The organism is Vannielia litorea (assembly GCF_019801175.1).
GTDB classification, from domain to species: Bacteria; Pseudomonadota; Alphaproteobacteria; order Rhodobacterales; family Rhodobacteraceae; genus Vannielia; species Vannielia litorea_B.
This window is the reverse complement of record NZ_JAHVJR010000001.1, coordinates 873,362-893,631: the sequence shown is the minus strand read 5'-3', so window position 1 is coordinate 893,631 and position 20,270 is coordinate 873,362. Positions and strand designations below refer to the sequence as shown.

At 65.1% G+C, this 20,270-nt stretch carries 18 protein-coding genes; 6 read left to right on the top strand and 12 right to left on the bottom strand.

All coding sequences use genetic code 11. The features are described 5' to 3' along the window. Positions 1 to 66 precede the first annotated feature (66 nt). The 3 genes from KUV38_RS04335 to KUV38_RS04325 all read left to right on the top strand — a co-directional run bounded on the left by KUV38_RS04335 (position 67) and on the right by KUV38_RS04325 (position 3,339). On the top strand, positions 67 to 1,074 hold the full coding sequence (locus tag KUV38_RS04335; RefSeq protein WP_222468868.1) for an ABC transporter permease: 1,008 nt from the start codon (positions 67 to 69) through the stop codon (positions 1,072 to 1,074). Then, a complete protein-coding gene (locus KUV38_RS04330; protein WP_222468867.1) occupies positions 1,067 to 2,068 on the top strand; it encodes an ABC transporter permease in 1,002 nt (333 codons plus the stop codon). Before KUV38_RS04335 ends, KUV38_RS04330 begins: the two co-directional genes overlap by 8 nt. 194 nt (positions 2,069 to 2,262) lie before the next feature. Continuing rightward, positions 2,263 to 3,339, top strand: coding sequence for a YeeE/YedE family protein (locus KUV38_RS04325; RefSeq protein WP_222468866.1), 1,077 nt, complete (start codon positions 2,263 to 2,265; stop codon positions 3,337 to 3,339). Here KUV38_RS04325 and KUV38_RS04320 read toward each other — a convergent pair. The 4 genes from KUV38_RS04320 to KUV38_RS04305 all read right to left on the bottom strand — a co-directional run bounded on the left by KUV38_RS04320 (position 3,287) and on the right by KUV38_RS04305 (position 7,210). Beyond that, entirely contained in the window at positions 3,287 to 4,573 is a 1,287-nt protein-coding gene (locus KUV38_RS04320) for a DUF3422 family protein (RefSeq protein ID WP_222468865.1), read from the bottom strand. The two genes, KUV38_RS04325 and KUV38_RS04320, sit on opposite strands and share 53 nt — an antisense overlap. A gap of 273 nt (positions 4,574 to 4,846) precedes the next feature. Beyond that, complete coding sequence (locus tag KUV38_RS04315; protein WP_410001018.1) at positions 4,847 to 6,019, bottom strand: type III PLP-dependent enzyme; 1,173 nt, start codon at positions 6,017 to 6,019, stop codon at positions 4,847 to 4,849. A 229-nt stretch (positions 6,020 to 6,248) separates the two neighbouring features. Continuing rightward, on the bottom strand, positions 6,249 to 6,896 hold the full coding sequence (locus tag KUV38_RS04310) for a helix-hairpin-helix domain-containing protein (RefSeq protein ID WP_222468864.1): 648 nt from the start codon (positions 6,894 to 6,896) through the stop codon (positions 6,249 to 6,251). Between the two features lie 131 nt (positions 6,897 to 7,027). Continuing rightward, positions 7,028 to 7,210 (bottom strand): hypothetical protein, encoded by a 183-nt coding sequence (locus KUV38_RS04305; protein WP_222468863.1) that lies wholly within the window; start codon positions 7,208 to 7,210, stop codon positions 7,028 to 7,030. 129 nt (positions 7,211 to 7,339) lie between these two features. Here KUV38_RS04305 and KUV38_RS04300 point away from each other — a divergent pair, with 129 nt between their 5' ends. Then, positions 7,340 to 7,849 carry a pyridoxamine 5'-phosphate oxidase family protein gene (locus KUV38_RS04300; protein ID WP_222468862.1) on the top strand — a complete coding sequence of 170 codons (510 nt, stop codon included), beginning with the start codon at positions 7,340 to 7,342 and terminating at the stop codon, positions 7,847 to 7,849. A gap of 21 nt (positions 7,850 to 7,870) precedes the next feature. Here the strand turns inward: KUV38_RS04300 and KUV38_RS04295 are convergent, their stop codons facing one another. From KUV38_RS04295 to KUV38_RS04270, 6 genes are all read right to left on the bottom strand, one after another. Next, positions 7,871 to 8,461, bottom strand: coding sequence for a hypothetical protein (locus KUV38_RS04295; RefSeq protein ID WP_222468861.1), 591 nt, complete (start codon positions 8,459 to 8,461; stop codon positions 7,871 to 7,873). Positions 8,462 to 8,570: 109 nt separating this feature from the next. Then, positions 8,571 to 9,446: an alpha/beta hydrolase gene (locus KUV38_RS04290; RefSeq protein ID WP_222468860.1), complete on the bottom strand. Its 876-nt coding sequence runs from the start codon at positions 9,444 to 9,446 to the stop codon at positions 8,571 to 8,573. A gap of 173 nt (positions 9,447 to 9,619) precedes the next feature. Continuing rightward, positions 9,620 to 11,050, bottom strand: coding sequence for an NAD(P)(+) transhydrogenase (Re/Si-specific) subunit beta (locus tag KUV38_RS04285; protein WP_222468859.1), 1,431 nt, complete (start codon positions 11,048 to 11,050; stop codon positions 9,620 to 9,622). A gap of 13 nt (positions 11,051 to 11,063) precedes the next feature. Further along, positions 11,064 to 12,635 carry a Re/Si-specific NAD(P)(+) transhydrogenase subunit alpha gene (locus KUV38_RS04280; RefSeq protein WP_222468858.1) on the bottom strand — a complete coding sequence of 524 codons (1,572 nt, stop codon included), beginning with the start codon at positions 12,633 to 12,635 and terminating at the stop codon, positions 11,064 to 11,066. Positions 12,636 to 12,752: 117 nt separating this feature from the next. After that, positions 12,753 to 13,187, bottom strand: coding sequence for a methyltransferase family protein (locus tag KUV38_RS04275; protein WP_261385151.1), 435 nt, complete (start codon positions 13,185 to 13,187; stop codon positions 12,753 to 12,755). A 62-nt stretch (positions 13,188 to 13,249) separates the two neighbouring features. After that, a complete protein-coding gene (locus tag KUV38_RS04270) occupies positions 13,250 to 14,029 on the bottom strand; it encodes a gamma-glutamyl-gamma-aminobutyrate hydrolase family protein (RefSeq protein WP_222468857.1) in 780 nt (259 codons plus the stop codon). A 609-nt stretch (positions 14,030 to 14,638) separates the two neighbouring features. On the opposite strand from KUV38_RS04270, the gene KUV38_RS04265 reads away from it, so the two are divergent. Further along, positions 14,639 to 15,019 carry a hypothetical protein gene (locus KUV38_RS04265; protein ID WP_222468856.1) on the top strand — a complete coding sequence of 127 codons (381 nt, stop codon included), beginning with the start codon at positions 14,639 to 14,641 and terminating at the stop codon, positions 15,017 to 15,019. 61 nt (positions 15,020 to 15,080) lie between these two features. Here KUV38_RS04265 and KUV38_RS04260 read toward each other — a convergent pair whose 3' ends face one another. Then, positions 15,081 to 17,258 carry a malate synthase G gene (locus tag KUV38_RS04260; RefSeq protein ID WP_222468855.1) on the bottom strand — a complete coding sequence of 726 codons (2,178 nt, stop codon included), beginning with the start codon at positions 17,256 to 17,258 and terminating at the stop codon, positions 15,081 to 15,083. A 121-nt stretch (positions 17,259 to 17,379) separates the two neighbouring features. Next, the gene (locus tag KUV38_RS04255; protein ID WP_222468854.1) at positions 17,380 to 17,568 is read right to left on the bottom strand and encodes a hypothetical protein; all 189 of its coding nucleotides are present in this window, start codon (positions 17,566 to 17,568) and stop codon (positions 17,380 to 17,382) included. 144 nt (positions 17,569 to 17,712) lie between these two features. On the opposite strand from KUV38_RS04255, the gene pepN reads away from it, so the two are divergent. After that, positions 17,713 to 20,256, top strand: a complete 2,544-nt coding sequence (gene pepN, locus KUV38_RS04250) for an aminopeptidase N (protein ID WP_222468853.1) — start codon at positions 17,713 to 17,715, stop codon at positions 20,254 to 20,256. Positions 20,257 to 20,270: the final 14 nt, after the last annotated feature.

Here is a 20,270-nt window from a genome sequence, read left to right as displayed (position 1 = left end):
CGCAGATGAAACCGGGCCGCGCGGCACTGATCGCGCGGCCCCTCTGCCATATCGAGCGCCCCCCGTATGCTGACCTTCATCATCCGACGGCTCATTCTCGCGGTTCCCACGCTCCTCTTCATTTCGCTGGTCCTCTTCCTGCTGCTCGATCTCGCCCCCGGCGACCCGATGGCGCAGATGCCGCTGACCATTCCCGATGAAGTGAAGCAGAAGATGCGCGAGGCCCTCGGCCTCGGCGAACCGCTGCACATCCGTTACATCAAATGGCTCTACCAGTTCTTCGTGGTCGAGCCCGGCTTCTTCCTCGACTGGCTCTTCGGAACCAACATGATGGAAGGCACCCAACGCGTCGTGAGCTGGCAGTTCCGCTCGCCGGTCTTCGACATCATCATCCAGCGCCTGCCGCAAACCCTTTGGGTGGTCGCGCTGGCCTATGCCGTGGGCGTCATCATCGCCATCCCGATCGGCATCATCTCGGCCTACAAGCAGTATTCGGTCTTCGATCAGGCCGGCACGCTCATCTCGATGATCGGCTTCTCCGTGCCGCCCTTCTTCTCGGGCGTGGTGGTGATCGTGATCTTCGCGGTCAAGCTGGAGTGGTTGCCCTCGATCTACGACACCACCCATGAGGTGAAGGACTGGGAGAGCATGAAGATCCAGCTCAAGCAGATGATCATGCCGGTGATGGTGCTCGCGCTCCAGACCACCGCCCAAATCAGCCGCTACATGCGCTCGGCCATGCTCGACAACCTCAAGCAGGATTACGTCCGCACCGCACGGGCCAAGGGCCTCTCGGAGTGGTCGGTGGTCATGGTCCACGTGCTGCGCAACTCGATGATCCCGGTCGTGACCGTCATCGCGCTCGGCATCCCCTCCATCTTCGGCGGGGCGATCATCACCGAGCAGGTCTTCAAGGTGAACGGGATCGGCCAGCTGCTGATCACCGCGATCCAGGCCAATGACATCCCGATGGTCCAGACCATCACCTTCATCTTCGCCGTGCTCATCGTGCTCTTCAACCTGATCGCCGATGTGCTCTACGGCGTGCTCGACCCGAGGATCCGCTATGACTGACACCGCAAAGGAAGTGCTGGGCGAGAGCCAACCGCGCGGCAAGTCGCGGTCGCAGTGGTCCGACGTGTGGAAGCAGTTCCGCAGCCACAAGGGCGCGATGATGGGCGCCTTCGTGCTGCTCTTCATCACCTTCGGCGTGCTCTTCGGCCCCTATCTGTGGGACATCGACCCAACCAAGCTCGACATCCGCAACAAGGATTGGCGGCCCGTCTACATGCCGGTCTTCTCTTGCTCGTGGACCGATCTGTGCATCCCGCCAGAGAGCCTCGAACGGATGAAATACGGCTGGTCGCACCCGCTGGGCACCGACAACCTCGGCCGCGATATCCTCGCCTCGCTGATCCACGGCGGGCGCGTTTCGATCGCGGTGGGCTGGGTGGCGATGATCCTCGCCATGCTGATCGGCACCGCTGTCGGCGTCGCATCGGGCTACGTGAAGTGGCTCGACGGTCTGCTGATGCGCTTCACCGACCTCGTGCTCGCCCTGCCCCTGCTGCCGCTGCTGCTGGTGATCATGCTGCTCTTCCGCGACGCGCTGCGCGCCACCTTCGGGCCGGAGCTGGGCGTGTTCATCCTCATCGTCTGCGTCATCGGCGCGACCTCGTGGATGCAGACCGCACGGATCGTGCGGGCCGACATTCTGGCGCTGAAGGAACGCGAGTTCATCCTCGCCGCCCGCTCCATCGGCACCCCGCCGATGAAGATGGTCACCCGCCACCTGCTGCCCAACGTGCTCTCGCCGATCATGGTCTCGGCCACCCTCGGCCTCGCCACCGCGATCATCACCGAAAGCGCGATCTCCTTCCTCGGCCTAGGCTTCCCTTCCGACTTCCCGACATGGGGCAAGCTGCTGTTCGACGCCACCGACCGGATCCAGAACTTCCCCGAGCGGGCGCTCTGGCCGGGGCTGATGATCTCGCTCGTGGTGCTGGCGGTGAACTATATCGGCGACGGGCTGCGCGACGCGCTCGACCCGCGCATCCGGGGCCGGTAGCCCTGCACACATGCAGATAAGACCATGCATCGCGCCCCGCCTTCGGGGCGCGAACGCTTTTCGGGGCAGCGCCATCACGGCAGAACAACGTTCCTCGCTATACGCGAGAACAAAATCCCCTCCCCGTTGATCCGTTTGCACCCGCGCCGTAGCTGCGCTACCTGCCGGGCTTCGACCGCGACAGGAGACGCACCATGTTCGAAACGCTCGGATTCGAAGAGGCAACCGCCCGTGAAGTTGCGGTCTGGTTTGCCCTCGCCCTCGGCATCGCCTTCGGCTTTCTCGGCCAGCGCAGTCGGTTCTGCTTTCGCCGGGCCGTCGCCGGTGACGCCTCCGAGCGGCGCTCGGCCGCCGGTGTCTGGCTGACCGGCCTCGCCGTGGCGATCCTCGGCACGCAAGCCCTTGTCGCCTACGGTCTCATCTCCTTCGAAGAGCACCGCTACCTCGCCGCCGACCTGCCCTGGCTCGCCATCGTGCTCGGCGGGCTTGCCTTTGGCGCAGGCATGGTCCTCACCCGCGGCTGCATCTCGCGGCTGACCGTGTTGACCGGCACCGGCAACCTGCGCGCGCTGACGGTGCTGGCCATCTTCGCCGTGGTCGCCCATGCCACCCTCAAGGGCGTGCTCGCCCCGCTGCGCACCGCGCTCGGCTCCGTCACCGCACCGCTCGGTGAGGCCTCCTCCCTCGCCGGGCTGCCCGGCGGCGCATGGCTCTGGACAGGGCTGATCGTCGCCGCCGTCCTAGTCTTTGCCGCCCGCTCCGGCGCCAAGCCCGCAACGCTGCTGATGGGCGGGCTCATCGGCGCGCTCGTGCCGCTGGCATGGGTCGGCACCGGCTACGTGCTCTACGACGAGTTCGACCCCATCGCGATGGAGAGCCTCTCCTTCACCCTGCCCTCTTCCGAAACCCTGTTCTGGGCCATCGCCTCCTCGTCCATCCCCGCCGGCTTCGGCGTGGGCCTCGTGGGCGGCGTGCTGGTCGGCGCACTCGTCGCGGCACTGATCTTCCGCGATTTCCAGTGGCAAAGCTTCCAGACCCCGCGCCAGACCGGCCGCTACCTTGCAGGCGCCGTGCTGATGGGCGTCGGCGGCGTGCTGGCCGGGGGCTGCACCGTGGGCGCGGGCCTGTCGGGCACCTCGACCCTCGGCGTCTCGGCCTTCCTCGCGCTGGCCTCCATCGCCCTCGGCGGCGTGGTCACCTCGCGGCTTCTGGGGGAGGCTAATGCAGCTTCTTCCGGATCCGCCGGACCGCTAGCCACACCAGCAGAATGACCACGGGCGTCAGCCCCGCCGTCAGCCAGCCCTTGTCCACGCCCAGCTTGTAGGCGAAGGGGGCCAGCGCATAGGCGGCGAGGCTGACGGCGTAATAGCTGATCGCCACCACCGAGAGCCCCTCCACCGTCTGTTGCAGGCGCAGTTGCAGATCGGCGCGCCTGTCCATCGAGGCCAGCAGAGCCTGGTTCTGCGCCTGGCGTTCCACGTCGACCCTTGTGCGCAGCAGGTCGCTGGCCCGCGCCGAGCGCGCCGCCATTGCCTTCAGCCGCGCCTCGGTGCTCTTCACCGTCCGCATCGCCGGATCGTAGCGCCGCGTCATGAACTCCTTGAGCGTCTGCCGCCCCATGAACCGCTGCTCGCGCAGCACCTCGATCCGCTGCCAGACAATGGCCTCATAGGCCGCCGTCGCGCCAAAGCGAAAGCTCGCATGGGTGAGCTGCATCTCGATCTCGGCGGCCACGCGCAGCAGCTTTTCCAGCTCTTCCTCCGCCGGGCGGGCACGGTCGCCCGTCATCGCATCCATCAGATCGCTCAACTCGTTGTCGAGCTTGCCCAGCGGTCCCGAGAGCCTGCGCGCCCGGCCCAGCCCAAGCATCGACATCGCCTTGTAGGTCTCGATCTCGGTCAGCCGCTGCACCACGCGCCCCACCCGCTGCCGCCCCACCCCGGGTTTGACGAAACAGGCAAAGCGGACGTGCCCCTCCGGGTCGATCCGGAAGTCGGTGCCCACGATCACGTCGCCATCCACCACTTCCGACACGGCGATGCTCTCGGCCACCATCCAGCCGTCCATCCGCTCCGACACGTCTTCGGGGTGCTCCGGCATCTCCTCCACCCGCACCAGCGCCGAGGTCACCCGCACCCCCGGTGCCTTGGCCAGCCAGTCGGCGGGGAACATCCGGAAGGTCTCGCCATCGAAGGGCCGCTGCGCCACGCCGGAGCCGAAGATCGTGTAGGTCACGAACTCGGTGTGGCTCTCCCATTTGATCTGATGGCGCCCAAGCTGGCCCGAGTAATGGGTAGCATCGGGCTGCGGATGCGGCGCGCCGTGGCGGTCCAGCAAGTCGATCAGATGTGCCCGCTCCGCCTCGCGGTCCCGGCCCGAAGCGCCCTCGGCAGATTTCAGCGCCAGATAGGCCGCGCGGCAGGGCACATCCAGCGCCGGAAACGGGCGCGCATGCAGCTCGTTGGCCAGCTGATAGCGCAGCGGATGATCCTGGATTTCGGCCATTGTCGTCCCTCGTTTCTTCCCTGCTAGGGCCTGGCCGCCCTCCTGTAAAGGGAAAGAATGTCGCGATATCAGGTGCTTATCTTCATACCGCGGTGCACCGGCCCCACCTGCCTGCCTCCTTATAGCGCAAAAAAGAACCGCCCGGCCTTTTGGACCGGGCGGCTTTGCAGGCGGCCATTCAAGCCTTCGGCGCAGGAGGCGCAGCCGTGATAACCCGGCTGCACCCCCATCCTCCTCCACACGCCGAAACGCGAGGCCGCCAACCTGCGGCGGTCAGATCACCACCACGTCCAGCGGCGGGAAGCCGTTGAAGCCCACCGACGAGTAGGACGAGGTGTAGGCGCCGCAGTTGCGGATCACCACCTTGTCGCCCGCCTTCAGGCTCATCGGCAGCGGCATCGGGCGCTTCTCGTAGAGCACATCGGCGCTGTCGCAGCTCGGGCCTGCGAGGATGCAGGGGCCGGTGGCCTCACCGTCATGCGGGGTCATCAGCTGGTAGCGGATCGCCTCGCCCTCGGTCTCGGCAAGGCCGGAGAAGCGGCCGATGTCGAGATAGACCCAGCGGTGCAGGTCGTTGTCCGATTTGCGGGACACGAGCAGCACCTCGGCAGCAATCGCACCGGCCTCGGCCACCATGCCACGGCCCGGCTCGGCCATGATACGGGCACCGGGGAAACGGGCCTCGACCATCTTGCGCACGCCTTCGGCATAGGCAGTCGGCGCGTCGATCTCTTCGCCGTAGAACGCCGGAAAGCCGCCGCCGATGTTGATGAGGGTCAGCCCATGACCAGCCGCCTGCGCGTCGGCCCAGATGCCGCCCACGTAGTCGAGCACGCCCTGCCACATGCGGGTGCGTTTGGTTTGCGAGCCCACGTGGAACGAGAAGCCCACCGGGTCCAGACCCAAATCACGGGCCACGCCCAGCAGCCGCAGCGCGGACTCTCGTGAGCAACCGAACTTGCGGGAGAGCGGCCAGTCGGCCTCGGGGTTGTCCACCAGCAGACGGATGTACACCTGCGCACCCGGCGCATGCTCGGCGATCTTCACCAGCTCTTCGTCGCTGTCGGCGGCAAAGAGGGTCAGGCCAGCGGCATGGGCAAAGGCAATGTCGGTCACCCGTTTGATGGTGTTGCCAAAGCTGATCTGGTCAGGGCGCGCGCCGAGCGAGAGGCACAGCTCGATCTCGCCACGGGAGGCGGCATCGAAGTTGGAGCCCTCTTCGAGCAGGCGGGCGATGACTTCGCGGGCCGGGTTGGCCTTCACCGCATAGTGGATCGCAGCTCCGCCGAGGCCGGCTTTCAGCGCGTGGAACTGACGGGCAACCGCATCGGTGTCGATGACGAGGGTCGGCTTGTCAAAGCTGTTGGCAAGGATGAACTCCTCAACGCGGTTGACAGCAAGGGATACGGGAACGGCCGGCAGGCCGCCGTCGAACATCATCGTCATGGTCATCTCCAATAGACCCGGCCATATATGACCGCTCACTTCCAAGGGAGACGTTACCGTCGCTACGTAAACACAGGCGATGATGTTGCCGGCCAGAGGCGCGTGCGTTGGCGTCTTGACCGCGCATTTGGGGCCAAACGGGATTCGGATCAAGAGGGAAAATCACCGCGCGGCGAAGAAATTTTGCGCCGGGCAAAACGGCCTCTGCCGCCCTGCCCGGCTTTGCGCCTCAGTCCTTGGATTTCTTGGATGATTTCGACTTTTTCGCCTTGGCCTTCTTGGCATCCGCCTTCTTGGCCTTGGCCTTTTTGTCACGCGATTTCTCGGCAGCCTTCTTCGCTGCTTTTTTCTCGGCCGCCTTCTTCGCGGCCTTGGCAGCCGCCTTCTTCTCAGCAGCCTTCTTGGCTGCCTTCTTCTCGGCGGCTTTATTCTTGGCCTTCTCAGCCGCCTTCTTCGCGGCTTTCTTTTCGGCAGCCTTCGTTTTCTCCGCAGCCTTCTTTGCCGCCTTCGCCTTGGCAGGCTTCGGCTCGGCCTTCTCGACCTCTGCCTTCTTCTCAGCCAAGGCCGCCGCCTGGGCCACGACCCCGGCAGAGGGCTTCTCTTCGATCGGCACAGCACTGGCTGCAGGCGCAGGCTTGGCCGCCCGGCGTTTCACCGGAGCCTTGGAGACGGCAACCGGGCGGCGCGGCGCGGGGGCTGCAACCTTGCCCGCGGCCGCTGCCTTCCATGCCCCAGCCCGTGCGGGCGAGATGCCGGGAATGGCGGTGAGTTTGGCCACCGGCGCCGCCGCCAGACCGGCAGGGTCGGAAATGCCCGCCCCCACCAGCTTGGCCGCCATCGCCGGACCGATGCCGGGAATATCGGTCAGGCGCACCATCAGGCAGCCTTCTTGAGGGCCTTCTTGGCGGCCTTCAGCTTTTTCTCTTGCTTGGCGACCTTCGCCTTGCGGGCTTTCACTTCTTTTTTCAGGTCTTTGATCTTGGCTTTCTTGGCCATTGCTCGGTCCTTTCAGTCGGTTTTGTCTGAGCCGTTTTCCTTCACGAACCCCCGGATGAACCGGCGGATCTCACGGGCCGCGCTGGTGTCGAGCTGCTCGCACAGGTCCACAAAGGCATCGCGCTCATCCTTCTTGATCCGAATGATGAGCTGGCTGTCCTTCCGGTCCTTCTTGGGCTTGCTGCTCTTGGCCATAGCGGGCTGGCTCCCTCTCTTGAGTTCGCCTTTGTTACTACAAAGTATAGCGATTGTATATACATTTTCAAAAACTGGGTTACGGAACCTCCCCCCCTCCCCCGCAGTTGGTGCCCAAAGGAGACTCCCATGACCCATCACGACAACGACCATAACACCGAAGCCCTGCGCAAAGCCCTCTTCGACGCGCTGGATGACGAGCGCACCGGCATGCTGGCTATCAGCGACCGGGCCTCCCACGCCCAGCCGATGACCCACTACTTCGATGAAAGCGCCCGCGTTCTGCGCTTCATCACCGCCAGCGACACGGGCCTCGCCCGTGACATCGGCACCGGCGCGCAGGCCCATTTCACCCTCACCACCCGCGACCGCGAGGTCTATGCCTGCATTTCCGGGCCGATCACCGTGTCCGAAGATCGCGCTCTGCTGGAAGATCTGTGGTCCCCCGCCGCCGCCATGTGGTTCGAGGGCGGGATCGACGACCCCAAGGTGACCCTGCTCGAGATGCCGCTCCGCGAAGCCGCCGTTTGGACGGTGGATGCCAACGCGCTGCAGTTCGGCATCGAGATGCTGCGCGCCAACCTCGGCGACCACACGCCCGATCTGGGCGACCACGCGGTGATCAACCTCGCCGCCTGAGGCACCTCCCCCGGCTGCGCCTCACCAGGGCGCGGTCGGGGCCCCGTGCCTCTTCGCGGCGCGGCGCACATCCCGCACCGCCGCCCGCCACTCGCGCAGTGGAATCTCGAGGTCTATCGGCGGCTTGCCCTCGCTATAGGCCACCTCGAAGCGCAAACGCAGCACGCCCCGCCCTTTCGCCGCCCGGTTCATCGCTGCCAGAAAGGCTGCCCGTTCCGCGCCGTTAAGCGGATTCTTGGTACTGTGCTTGCGTTCCGCAGCCGCTGGCAGCACCCAGATCGTCTCGCCGCGCTGCTCGATGCTGTATCCCCGGTAGCTCGACGGGTAGCCACTGCGGTAGAGGTTGAACACGATCTCATCAGGCCCAAAGCGCACTGACCCGAGGTGGTTAAACCCCTCGCGCCGAGGGTACGTCGCGATCCCGCAAACCACCGGCACGGCCTCCCACGAGGTGAACTGGCTGCTGGGAATGATCTGCTCGCAAAAGGTCTCGAACGGCCCGTGTGCCTTATGGTGCAACAGGTTCGACATCAGGGCATCGCCCGCCAGCGCCACCACCGGGGCGAGGATAGGCGCCAGTGCCGCAATCATCGAAGCCAATACCCGCTTCATCTCAACCTCCTTGAAAATCACTCACCTGAAAGTCAGACGGCACCCGGCCTGAAATCCTTGGCCGGGTGCCCATCTTTAATGCCGCGCCTGCCGGAGCCGCGCGCCGCCGCTACTGGCTCGCCGCCATCGGCACCGCGCCCTGCGGCAGCTTGGTGTGCGAGAACACATACTCCAGCGCCTCGGGCAGCGTGTCGATCCAGACCTGCCATTCGTGATCGCCGTCGATCACCCGGTATTCCACATCGTTCGGCTGGTGGTCCCGCAGCTTCTGGTAGAGCACGGCCCCGTGGTAGGCGATGTCGAACACGTCATGGTCGCCCGAGTTGATATACATCGGCACCACCACGTCCCCGGCGAGGTAGTCGTCGAGATAGGCGGTGTAATTCAGCTCGGTCCACTTCTCGGGGTCGTAGTTGCCCTCTGCATCGAGATAGGCCGCATGGCGGTTGGCCGAAGAGCTCTCGGGCGGCTGCGGCACATAGGCGGCGGGCGACATGGCCGCCCCGGCGGCGAACATCTCTGGATGCTCCAGCACAAAGTTCACGGTGCCGTAACCTCCGGCCGAAAGCCCGCCCACCACGCGCCCCTCGCGCTCGGGGATCACCCGCCAGGTTGCCTCGATATGCGGGATCAAATCGTCAAAGAACGCCGTCTCCGCAGGCTCGTTGTAGCCATCCACCCACCAGCTCAGGCTACCCGGCATGATCACCACGGCGGGCGGCATGATGCCATCGGCAATCGCCTTATCGATCACCTGCTTGGCATGGCCATCCACCACCCAGCTCGTCTCGTTGCCGCCCGAGCCGTGCAGCAGATACATATGCGGATAGGTCAGCCCGCTGTCGTCATAGCCATCGGGCAGATAGACCGTATAGGCATAATCCCGCCCGAGCGTGTCGGATGCAAAGCTGTAGGTCGCAATCTCACCGGCGAAACTCGGAATCGCACAAAGCGCCGCGCCAGCGGCGTAAAGCATCATCTTCATGAAAACCTCCCATGCAGGCAGGCCGGAATGGCTGCCCTCGGGGAACGCTCGCAAGGGCAAAAACGCATGTCAACCGCACATATGCAACCTGTGCGGGAGCGGCGACAAGCTGCGCATGTGAAAAGGGCCTCCACAACGGGAGGCCCTTTCAATGGTCACGTGGCTCTGCCCGGTCAGTCAATCATCGGCAGGAGCTTGTTCACCGAGTCCTTGGCGTCGCCGTAGAACATGCGGGTGTTGTCCTTGAAGAACAGCGGGTTCTCGATGCCCGAGTAGCCGGTGCCCTGCCCCCGCTTGGAGACGAACACCTGCTTGGCCTTCCATACCTCCAGCACGGGCATGCCCGCGATGGGGGAGTTCGGGTCGTCCTGCGCGGCCGGGTTCACGATGTCGTTCGAGCCGATGACGATCACCACGTCGGTATCGGGGAAGTCGTCGTTGATCTCGTCCATCTCCAACACGATGTCATAGGGCACCTTGGCTTCGGCCAGCAGCACGTTCATGTGCCCCGGCAGACGCCCGGCGACTGGGTGGATGGCAAAGCGCACTTCCTTGCCGGCGGCACGCAGCTTGCGGGTCAGTTCGCTGACCGCCCCCTGCGCCTGCGCCACGGCCATGCCGTAGCCTGGCACGATCACAACGCTGTCGGCCTCGTTCAGCGCGGTTGCCACGCCATCGGCTTCGATCGCCACCTGCTCGCCTTCAACAGCCATCTGCTCGCCGCCCCCGCCGCCGAAGCCGCCGAGGATCACGCTCACGAAGTGCCGGTTCATCGCCTTGCACATGATGTAGCTGAGGATCGCACCCGAGGAGCCCACGAGGGCGCCAACCACGATCAGCAGGTCGTTGCCGAGGCTGAAGCCGATCGCCGCCGCCGCCCAGCCCGAGTAGCTGTTGAGCATCGAGACGACCACCGGCATGTCGGCCCCGCCGATCCCCATGATGAGATGGTAGCCGATAAAGAGCGCGGCCAGCGTCATCAGGAACAGCGGGAAGAACCCGCCGGTGTTCATGTACCAGATCAGGCAGATCACCGAGAGCGCAGCCGCGCCCGCGTTGAGCATGTGCCCGCCGGGCAGCTTGGTGGCTGCCGAGGTCACCTTGCCCGCCAGCTTGCCAAAGGCCACGACCGACCCTGTAAAGGTGATCGCGCCGATGAACACGCCGAGGAACAGCTCGACCGCGAGGATCTTCAGCTCGACCGAGGACTTGTGCGCCACGATGGAGGCAAAGTAGCCCAGTTCTTCACCCGCATGGTCGCCCCCCGCCACGAGGCGGATGGTGAAATGCGCGTTGTAGCCGACGAACACGGCGGCAAGGCCGACGAGGCTGTGCATCGCCGCCACAAGCTGCGGCATCTCGGTCATCTGCACCTTGGTGGCCACCATGTAGCCAATGACCCCGCCTCCCGCGATCAGCAAGATGGTCAGCAGCCACAGGCCCGAGCCGGGGCCGATGAGCGTGGCCAGCACGGCCAGTGCCATGCCCACAATGCCGTACCAGACCGCCCGCTTGGCACTTTCCTGCCCCGAGAGGCCGCCCAGCGAGAGGATGAAGAGAACAGCGGCAACAACGTAGGCCGCAGTGGTAAATCCGTAATCCATTGCTCCTGCCCCCTTACGACTTCTGGAACATGGCGAGCATGCGCCGGGTGACGAGGAAGCCGCCGAAGATGTTGATCCCGGCCATGAAGACCGAGAGCGCGGCGAGCAGAACCACGAGGAACGAGCTGGAGCCCATCTGCAACAGCGCCCCCACGATGATGATCGAGGAAATCGCGTTGGTCACCGCCATCAGCGGCGTGTGCAGAGAGTGCGAGACGTTCCAGATCACCTGGAAGCCCACGAAGACCGAGAGCACGAAGACGATGAAGTGCTGCATGAAGCTCGCCGGGGCCACGAGGCCCACAGCCAGGAGAAGCACCGCGCCCACGCCAATGAGCGTGACCTGTTGCTTGGTTTGCGCCTTGAAGTCGGCGGCCTCCTTGGCCTTCTTCTCCTCGGGCGTCAGTTCCTTGGGCTTTTCCTTCTTCACCGCGGCAATCGCCTGAACCTTCGGCGGCGGCGGCGGGAAGGTGACCTCGCCGGCATGAGTCACCGTAGCCCCCCGGATCACGTCGTCTTCCATGTTGTGGTTGACGACGCCGTCCTTCTCGGGCGTCAGGTCGGTCATCATGTGGCGGATGTTGGTGGCATAGAGCGTGGAGCTCTGGGTCGCCATCCGGCTGGGGAAGTCGGTGTAGCCGATGATGGTCACGCCATTGTCGCTCACCACCTTCTCGTCGGCCTTGGTCAGCTCGCAGTTGCCGCCGCGCTCCGCGGCGAGGTCCACGATCACCGATCCCGGCTTCATCATCTCGACCATGTCCTTGGTCCAGAGCACCGGCGCGGCCCGGCCCGGGATCAGCGCGGTACAGATGACGATATCCACCTCGGGCGCCAGCTCGCGGAACTTGGCCAGCTGCGCCTCGCGGAACTCGGGGCTGGAGGGTGCGGCATAGCCGCCGGTCGCGGCGCCGTCGGTCTGCTCTTCGTCGAACTCGAGATAGACGAACTCGGCGCCCATCGACTCGATCTGCTCGGCCACTTCGGGCCGCACGTCGAAGGCGTAGGTGATCGCGCCCAGCGAGGTCGAGGTGCCGATGGCCGCAAGGCCCGCCACACCGGCGCCCACCACGAGCACCTTGGCCGGGGGCACCTTGCCCGCTGCCGTCACCTGACCGGTGAAGAACCGGCCAAAGTTGTTGCCCGCCTCGATCACCGCGCGGTAGCCCGCGATATTGGCCATCGACGAGAGCGCATCCATCTTTTGGGCGCGGCTGATGCGGGGCACCATCTCCATCGCCACAACGGTCGCGCCCTTCTTGGCCACGCCCGCCATCATCTTGTCGTTCTCGGCCGGGTTGAAGAAGCTGATGAGGGTCTGGCCCTCGGCGAGCCGCTTGGCCTCGGTGTCGGTGGGCACGCGGACCTTTGCGACGATCTCGGCCTCTTTCCACAGGGCGGCGGCGGTCTTGACCACTGTCACCCCGGCGGCCTCGTAATCGGCATCGCTGAAGCCGGCCTTGGCCCCGGCGCCGGTCTCGATCAGGCACTCATGCCCGAGTTTCTGAAGCTGAAGCGCCGAATCCGGCGTCATGGCCACGCGGTTCTCTCCTTCGAGAACCTCCTTGGGCGTTCCGATTTTCAACGGATTATCCCCCTTCCCTCATGTGTTCCGCGCGTTTTGCGCTGAATGGCAGCGGGTTTTACCTATCACTTCGCGCAAATTTGTTACAACCAGAAGCGATGACGCAGGGACAAAAGTCTATGCCCAGCGCCGCACCCGCCCGGCCCATGCCTCATATTGCGCCCCGAAGGCGGCACGCAGCCGGCCCTCCTCGGGGCGGATGAAGCGGTCGGTGATCACGAAAAGGAAGAGCGGCAGCAGCACGGCCAGCGCCAGCCATGCGCCCCAATAGGCGCAAAACCCCGAGAGGATGAGCGCGTCGCCAAGGTAGATCGGGTTGCGCGAGCGGCTGTAGATGCCCGAGGTGATGAGCGCGCTGGCCTCCTGATGCGGGATCACGCTGGTGCGCGCCCGCCGGAACTCCATGAAGGCCAGTGCTAGCAGCAGCAGCCCGCCGCCCACCAGCAGCCCGCCCAAAAGCTCCGCCGCCGGGTGGCGCCATACCAGCGCCGGAAAGCGGCTCGCCTGAACCCAGGCCATCGCGATGAACAGGAGCAGCCAGAGCGGCGGCATATCGAGCCACCGCAGTGCGGCCCTTGCCCCCGTCTCGCCCGATGGCCCGCGCACTGCGCGCCTCAGCCCACGCTCTTCAGCCCCGGCCGTGCGCCCTCAGCGTGCCATTCGCGCACTGCGCAGCCAAAGGCCTCGAAGAGCGGGCGGCTCACCGGGTCTTCCGCCGCGTTGTATTCAGGGTGCCACTGCACCGAGAGCGTGAAGCCCGGCGCATCGCGCACGGTGATCGCCTCGGGCGTGCCATCGGGCGCGGTGCCCTCGATCTGAATACGCGGCCCGGGGTTCTTGATTCCCTGCCCGTGCAGCGTGTTGGTCATCACCTCGGTCGCACCGAACACCTCGTGAAACTGGCTGCCCTCGGTCAGCGTCACCTTGTGGCGCAGGGCGAACTTCTCTTCCAGCGTGCCGTCCGGGGGCATCCGGTGGTTCATCCGGCCCGGCAATTCGCGGATCTCGGGGTGCAGCGTGCTGCCCATCGCCACGGCGACCTCCTGAAACCCGCGGCAAATGCCCAGAAAAGGCTGGCCGCGTTCAACACAAGCGCGGATCAGCGGCAGGGCGATGGCATCGCGTGCGCGGTCAAAGGCACCATGCGCCTCGGTCTCAGGCTCGCCATACTCCTCCGGGTGCACGTTGGGCCGCCCGCCGGGAAAGACGAAGCCATCGCACATCTCCAGCAGCTCCGGCACGCTCACAAAGCGCGGGTCTGCCGGGATCAGCACAGGCATCGCGCCTGTGACCTGCGCCACCGCCTCCGAGTTCATCGTCCCGCCCGCATGGGCCGGATACTGATCGTTCAGAAGGTGCGAGTTGCAGATGATGCCGACGATGGGACGTGTCATGAGCGTGATCCTGCCATATTCCTTGGCGTGAATATAGCTTTGCACGACCGGAGCTTAAAGCGAGGTTTGCGCTGCACATCCGCACAGCACTCGCGCGCCCCTCTGCGCAGGCGCGCGGCAGGTTTCGGCCCTGCACATGGCCGTCGGGCGCAAAATCCCTGCAACATTCCCCACGCCGCCGCGACACAAAGCGCGCAATCGCTCACGCCGCAGAGACCGGGCTGAAACAACCGCGCACACGCCGCCGTGAGCGCGCGTGACGGGATTCCGCCGCGCCCGCCCGGCAATTGACACAACGTCACCCGCGGCTCTGCCCATGTCACAGGACATAGCCGTATTTTTCTGAACGCCAGCACGCGTGGCAGTGCCGCCCCGCCCGGCAACCCCCGCTCCGGTTTTCGTGATGCGCGGATCTGCACAGGGAGGGACGCAGTTTTTGCCATTTTTCCAGCGGCTTGCCCGGCCCATTTGTTGACCACGACCAGCGGACAACAGCGCTCTCGGGATGACAGCGCCGCCGCCGGACACAGTCGAAACGCTCCGCAAGGGGCCACAACCAAACCGCCCGAAACGGGCAAACGCTACATGATATACCAAGGAGACATCATCATGACCTTCGCCAAAACTTCGATCCTCGCTCTGGCCGCCGCTGCGATCACCGCCCCCGCCTTTGCCGACAACGCCTCCCTGGCCCGTTCGGTCGGCGTAGAGCCGGGCGTCTACTCCATCGAGCAGTTGATCGAGCTGAAATCCCTGAACGACGGCGAGAACGCCCAGCGCAAGCACATCCTCGACAACCCCGAGGGCACCGGCGCTGAAGTGTCGTCCAAGTCGATCATCGGCGGCTCCAGCGCCTCCGACAAACTGGCCGGTTCCGTGGGCGTGGCCCCCGGCGTCTACTCCACCGCTCAGCTGATCGAGCTGGCAAGCCTCGATGATGGCGATCAGGCCCGCCGCGCCTTCATCCTCGAAAACCCGGCTGGCAACTAAGCCGGCACCCCGGTTCTCCCGGTGGGGCGCAGGAGCAATCCTGCGCCCTTTTTTCTTGGGGTCAGCCCTGCGCCTTGGCCTCGATCCGGCGGGCCTGAAGGATGTTCTGGGTGTAGCCCGAAGGCTCGTCACGCCCCTTGAACACAAGGTCGCAAGCCGCCTGAAAGGCCACGCCGTCAAACCCCGGCGCCATCGGCTTGTATGCCGGGTCGCCCGCGTTCTGCTGGTCGACCACGGCGGCCATCTTCTTCAGCGCCTCCAGCACCTGTTCCTGGCTCACCACCTCGTTCAGCAGCCAGTTGGCCAGCGCCTGCGCGGAGATGCGCAGGGTCGCGCGGTCTTCCATCAGGGGTACGTCATGCACATCGGGCACCTTGGAGCAGCCCACCCCCTGATCGACCCAGCGCACAACGTAGCCCAGAAGGCTCTGGCAGTTGTTCTCCAGCTCGGTCTGGATCTCCTCGACCGGCAGCTCGCCCTCCTGCAGAGGGATGGTCAGCAACTCATCCAGGCCATTGCGCAGCTGCCCCTTGGCCTCTTCGTTGATCTCGTAGAGTCGGGCGAACACATCGGTCTCGTGGTAGTGCGTGGCATGGAGCACGGCGGCGGTGGGCGATGGCACCCAAGCCGTGGTGCCGCCCATCATCAGGTGGCCCTTCTTCTGCTCCAGCATGCCCGCCATGTCATCGGTCAGCGCCCACATGCCCTTGCCGATCTGCGCGCGGCCCTTCAGCCCGCATTGCAGGGCGATGTCGACGTTTCGGTTTTCGTAGGCATCGAGCCATGTCGCCGCCTTCATCCGGCCCTTGGGCACCATTGGCCCGGCTTCGATGGAGGTGTGAATCTCGTCGCCTGTCCGATCAAGGAAGCCGGTGTTGATGAAGGCCAGCCGCTTTTCGGCCGCGGCAATGCAGGCCTTGAGGTTAGCCGAGGTGCGGCGCTCCTCATCCATGATCCCGATCTTGATGGTGTTGGGCCGCAGCCCGAGGATCAGCTCGACCACCTCGAAGGTCTTGCAGACAAACTCCACCTCCTCCGGCCCGTGCATCTTGGGCTTCACGATGTAGATCGAACCCTTCGGCGAGTTGCGCGGGCGCTCCTTGTCGTCGCCGCCGATGATGTCATGCAGGGCGCAGAGCGGGGTAATGAAGGCATCCAGCAGCCCCTCGGGCACCCGGTTGCCCTCTTCGTCCAGCACCGCATCGGTGTACATCAGCAGGTCGACATTGCGCACCAGCATCAGGGCCCGGCCCTTAAGCAGCGCAGGGCGACCCTCCTTGCTCTCGAACCCCAAGTCGGGGTTCAGCTCGCGGATATAGGCGTTGTCGCCGCTGCCCACCGGCGCGGTCAGATCGCCCTTCATCAGGCCCAGCCAGTTGCGATAGGCCTGCACCTTGTCCTCGGCATCCACCACGGCCACCGAATCTTCCATGTCCATGATGGTCGAGACCGCCGCCTCGAGGAAAATGTCAGCAATACCAGCCGGATCCGCGCTGCCGATCGGGTCGGAGCGGTCGATGAACATGACGATGTGCAGCCCGTTGGCGCGGAAGTACACATCGGTGATTTTGCCCTTCTCGTCGCGGTTGCAGCCCGCGTATTGGTCCGGGTCGGCCAGCTCGGTGGAGTGCTTTCCGGCGATCACCATCAGCTTCCCCTGCCCGCCCGGCGCCATCGTGCTGACCTCGGCCCAAGAGCCCTTCTTGAGCGGTAGCACCTTGTCGAGATGCGCCTTGGCCCAGGCCACCACCTCTTTGCCGCGCTCGGCGTCATAGCCGCCCTTTCCGGGCAGCGAGCCAAGCGCGTTGGTTCCGTAGAGCGCGTCATAGAGCGAGCCCCAGCGCGCATTGGCGGCGTTCAGAGCAAAGCGGGCGTTGGTGATCGGCACCACAAGCTGCGGGCCGCAGACAGAGCTGATCTCGGGGTCGATCCCCTCCGGCTCAACGGCAACCTCCTCCGGCTCCTCCACCAGATAGCCGATCTCGCCCAGCATCTTCTGGTAGGCGTCCATATCCGGGGCGCCGCGGTTGGCCACGTGCCAAGCGTCGATCTTTTCCTGCAATTCCTGCCGCTTGGCGAGCAGCTCGGCATTGCGCGGGCCAAATACCTTCACCAGCTTGGCCACGTTCTCCCAAACCACATCGGCCTCGACACCGGTGCCGGGCAGAATTTCATTCTCGACGAAAGCGGCCAGGCCTGCATCCCATTGCAGCCCGGCTTTCTCGATGCGGTCGGTCATCTAATTGTCCCTGTTCTCAAATCTGCGGCTCTCGGGGCCGCGGAGAACAGCCTAGGCCAAATGCGAGGGTGTCGCAATCTGGCCCGGGCCGGATTTGAGAGTGGGAGGTCGGGGCTCTGCCTCAGTTGCCCTCGGGGGCAATCACGCCGCCTTCGGGGGTCGCGTCGCGCGGCGTGTTGCCCTCATCGGCAGACCATGTGAGCCATGCGGCAATGGCCAGAATGCCTGCGCCGACGGCAAGGGCGATGCCCATCAGCGGGGCGGAATGGCGCTTGGTCTGCTTGTCGATGTTGGTCTCGGGGGCCGACATGTCGTCTCCTCTCACGTTGCTGGCTGGCGCCCCCTTGGAGGCGCCCTAGGGCTCGGGTTTCACCGGTTGCTGAGCCCGCTTCAGAGGCCTAACGTCCGGCAAGCCGATTTGGTTCAATTCGCCCATCCGCCCCCGAGGAGCTCCATGAAAGACGCCGCCCCCCAGCCCGTTCGCCTTGCCGAGTACACGCCCTTTCCCTTCGTGGTGGAGCACGTCGAACTCTGGTTCACCCTCGCCGGGCCGGACACGCGGGTGCGCTCCAAGATCCGCTTTGCGCCCAACCCGGCAGCCACAGCCCCCGCGCGCGAAATTTTCCTTCATGGTAAGGAGCTTAAGCTAATCTCGGCGCAGATCGACGGCGCGGCTGTGGAGCCTGCCATCACGCCCAAGGGCCTAACCTGCCCAGTGCCCGATGGCGCCTTCACATGGGAGGCCGAGGTGCAGATCGACCCGACGACCAACACCTCGCTCGACGGGCTCTACGTGTCGGGCGGCATGTATTGCACCCAATGCGAGGCCGAGGGCTTCCGAAAGATCACCTACTACCCCGACCGCCCCGATGTGATGGCCCCCTTCCGGGTGCACATCGACAGCGACATGCCGGTGAAGCTCTCCAACGGGAACCCCGTGGGCGATGGCGAATGGGATGACCCCTGGCCCAAGCCTGCCTATCTCTTTGCCCTCGTGGCTGGCGACCTGCGGGCCTTTTCCAGCGATTTCAAAACCATGTCTGGCCGCGCGGTGGACCTCAACATCTACGTCCGCCCCGGTGACGAGCCGCGCGCCGAATACGCGATGGACGCGCTCATCCGCTCGATGAAATGGGATGAGGAGGTCTATGGCCGCGAGTATGACCTCGACGTGTTCAACATCGTCGCCGTGGATGATTTCAACATGGGCGCGATGGAGAACAAGGGGCTTAACATCTTCAATTCAAAGTATGTTCTGGCCTCGCCCGAGACCGCGACAGATGGTGATTACGACCTGATCGAGGGCATCATCGCCCACGAGTACTTCCACAACTGGACCGGCAACCGCATCACCTGCCGCGACTGGTTTCAGCTCTGCCTCAAGGAGGGGCTGACGGTGTTCCGCGACCAGCAGTTCAGCTCCGACATGCGCGGCGCGGCGGTGAAGCGGATCACCGAGGTCATGCAGCTTCGCGCCCGCCAGTTCCGCGAGGATCAGGGGCCGCTGGCGCATCCTGTCCGGCCGGAGGAATACATCGAGATCAACAACTTCTACACCGCCACCGTCTATGAAAAGGGCGCCGAGGTGATCCACATGCTGAAGCATCTGGTGGGCGACGAGGGCTACAAGAAGGCGCTCGATCTTTACTTCGAGCGGCACGATGGCGATGCGGCGACCATCGAGGATTGGCTAAGGGTGTTCGAGGATGCCACGGGCCGCGACCTTTCGCAGTTCGCCCGCTGGTATTCTCAGGCTGGCACCCCGCGCCTCAGCGTGTCAGAGAGCTTCAAGGACGGCACGCTGACCCTTGATTTTAAACAGGAAACCAAACCAACCCCGGGCCAGCCCACCAAGGCACCACAGGTGATCCCCATCGCCGTGGGCCTCATCGGCCCCAACGGCGACGAGGTGGTGCCCACCACCGTTCTGGAGATTAATGAAGCCGAGCAAAGCTTTGACTTCACGGGACTTTCCGCCAGACCCGTCGCCTCCATCCTGCGCGGTTTTTCCGCCCCGGTGGTGCTCGATCGCCCGCTCGACAGTGCCACCCGCGCCTTCCTGCTCGCCCATGACACCGACCCCTTCAATCGCTGGGAGGCGGGCCGCGTGCTGGGCAAGGAGGTGCTCACCGCGATGATCACCAAGGGCGCCCCGCCCTCGCCCGACCTGCTCTCGGGCCTCCACCGCCTCGTCGCCGACGACAGCCTCGAGCCGGCCTACCGGGCGCTGATGCTCGGACTGCCCTCCGAAGACGACCTTGCGCAAACGCTTTTCGATAGCGGCCATGTGCCCGACCCGGCGGCGATTCATGCCGCCCGCGAGACGCTGCTGGAGGCGATGGCGACCGACATGGAGCCCACTCTCGCAAGCCTTTATGAACAAATGGAAACCCCCGCGCCCTACACGCCCGATGCCGAGGCCGCGGGCAAGCGCAGCCTGCGCTCCGCCTGCCTTGGCCTGCTGTCGCGCCGCGATGGTTGCGCCCGGGCCAAGGCGCTGTTCGAGGCCGCCGACAACATGACCGAGGAGCTCTCCGCCCTCGCCGTTCTGGTCCGCCACGGCGCGGGCGCCGAGGCGCTGCAAACCTTCTACGACAAGTGGCACCACGACCGGCTGGTGATGGACAAATGGTTCATGCTGCAGGTGGTGCAGGCGCCCGCCGAGACGATGGCCGAGACCGCGAAGGCCCTCACCGAACACGCTGATTTCGATTGGAAAAATCCCAACCGATTCCGCTCGGTACTGGGTGCGATGCAGGCCAATCCGGCGGGCTTTCACCGCGCCGACGGGGCCGCATACCGGCTCTATGCCGACTGGCTGATCCGGCTCGATCCGGTGAACCCGCAAACCACGGCGCGGATAACCACCGGCTTCGAGACATGGGCGCGCTACGATGCCGACCGCCAGCAGATGATCCGCGCCGAGCTGGAGCGGATCGCGGCGCTGGAGGGGCTTTCGGAGAACACCGGCGAGATGGTGGGCCGGATCCTTGGGTGAGAGGCAGCTGAGCC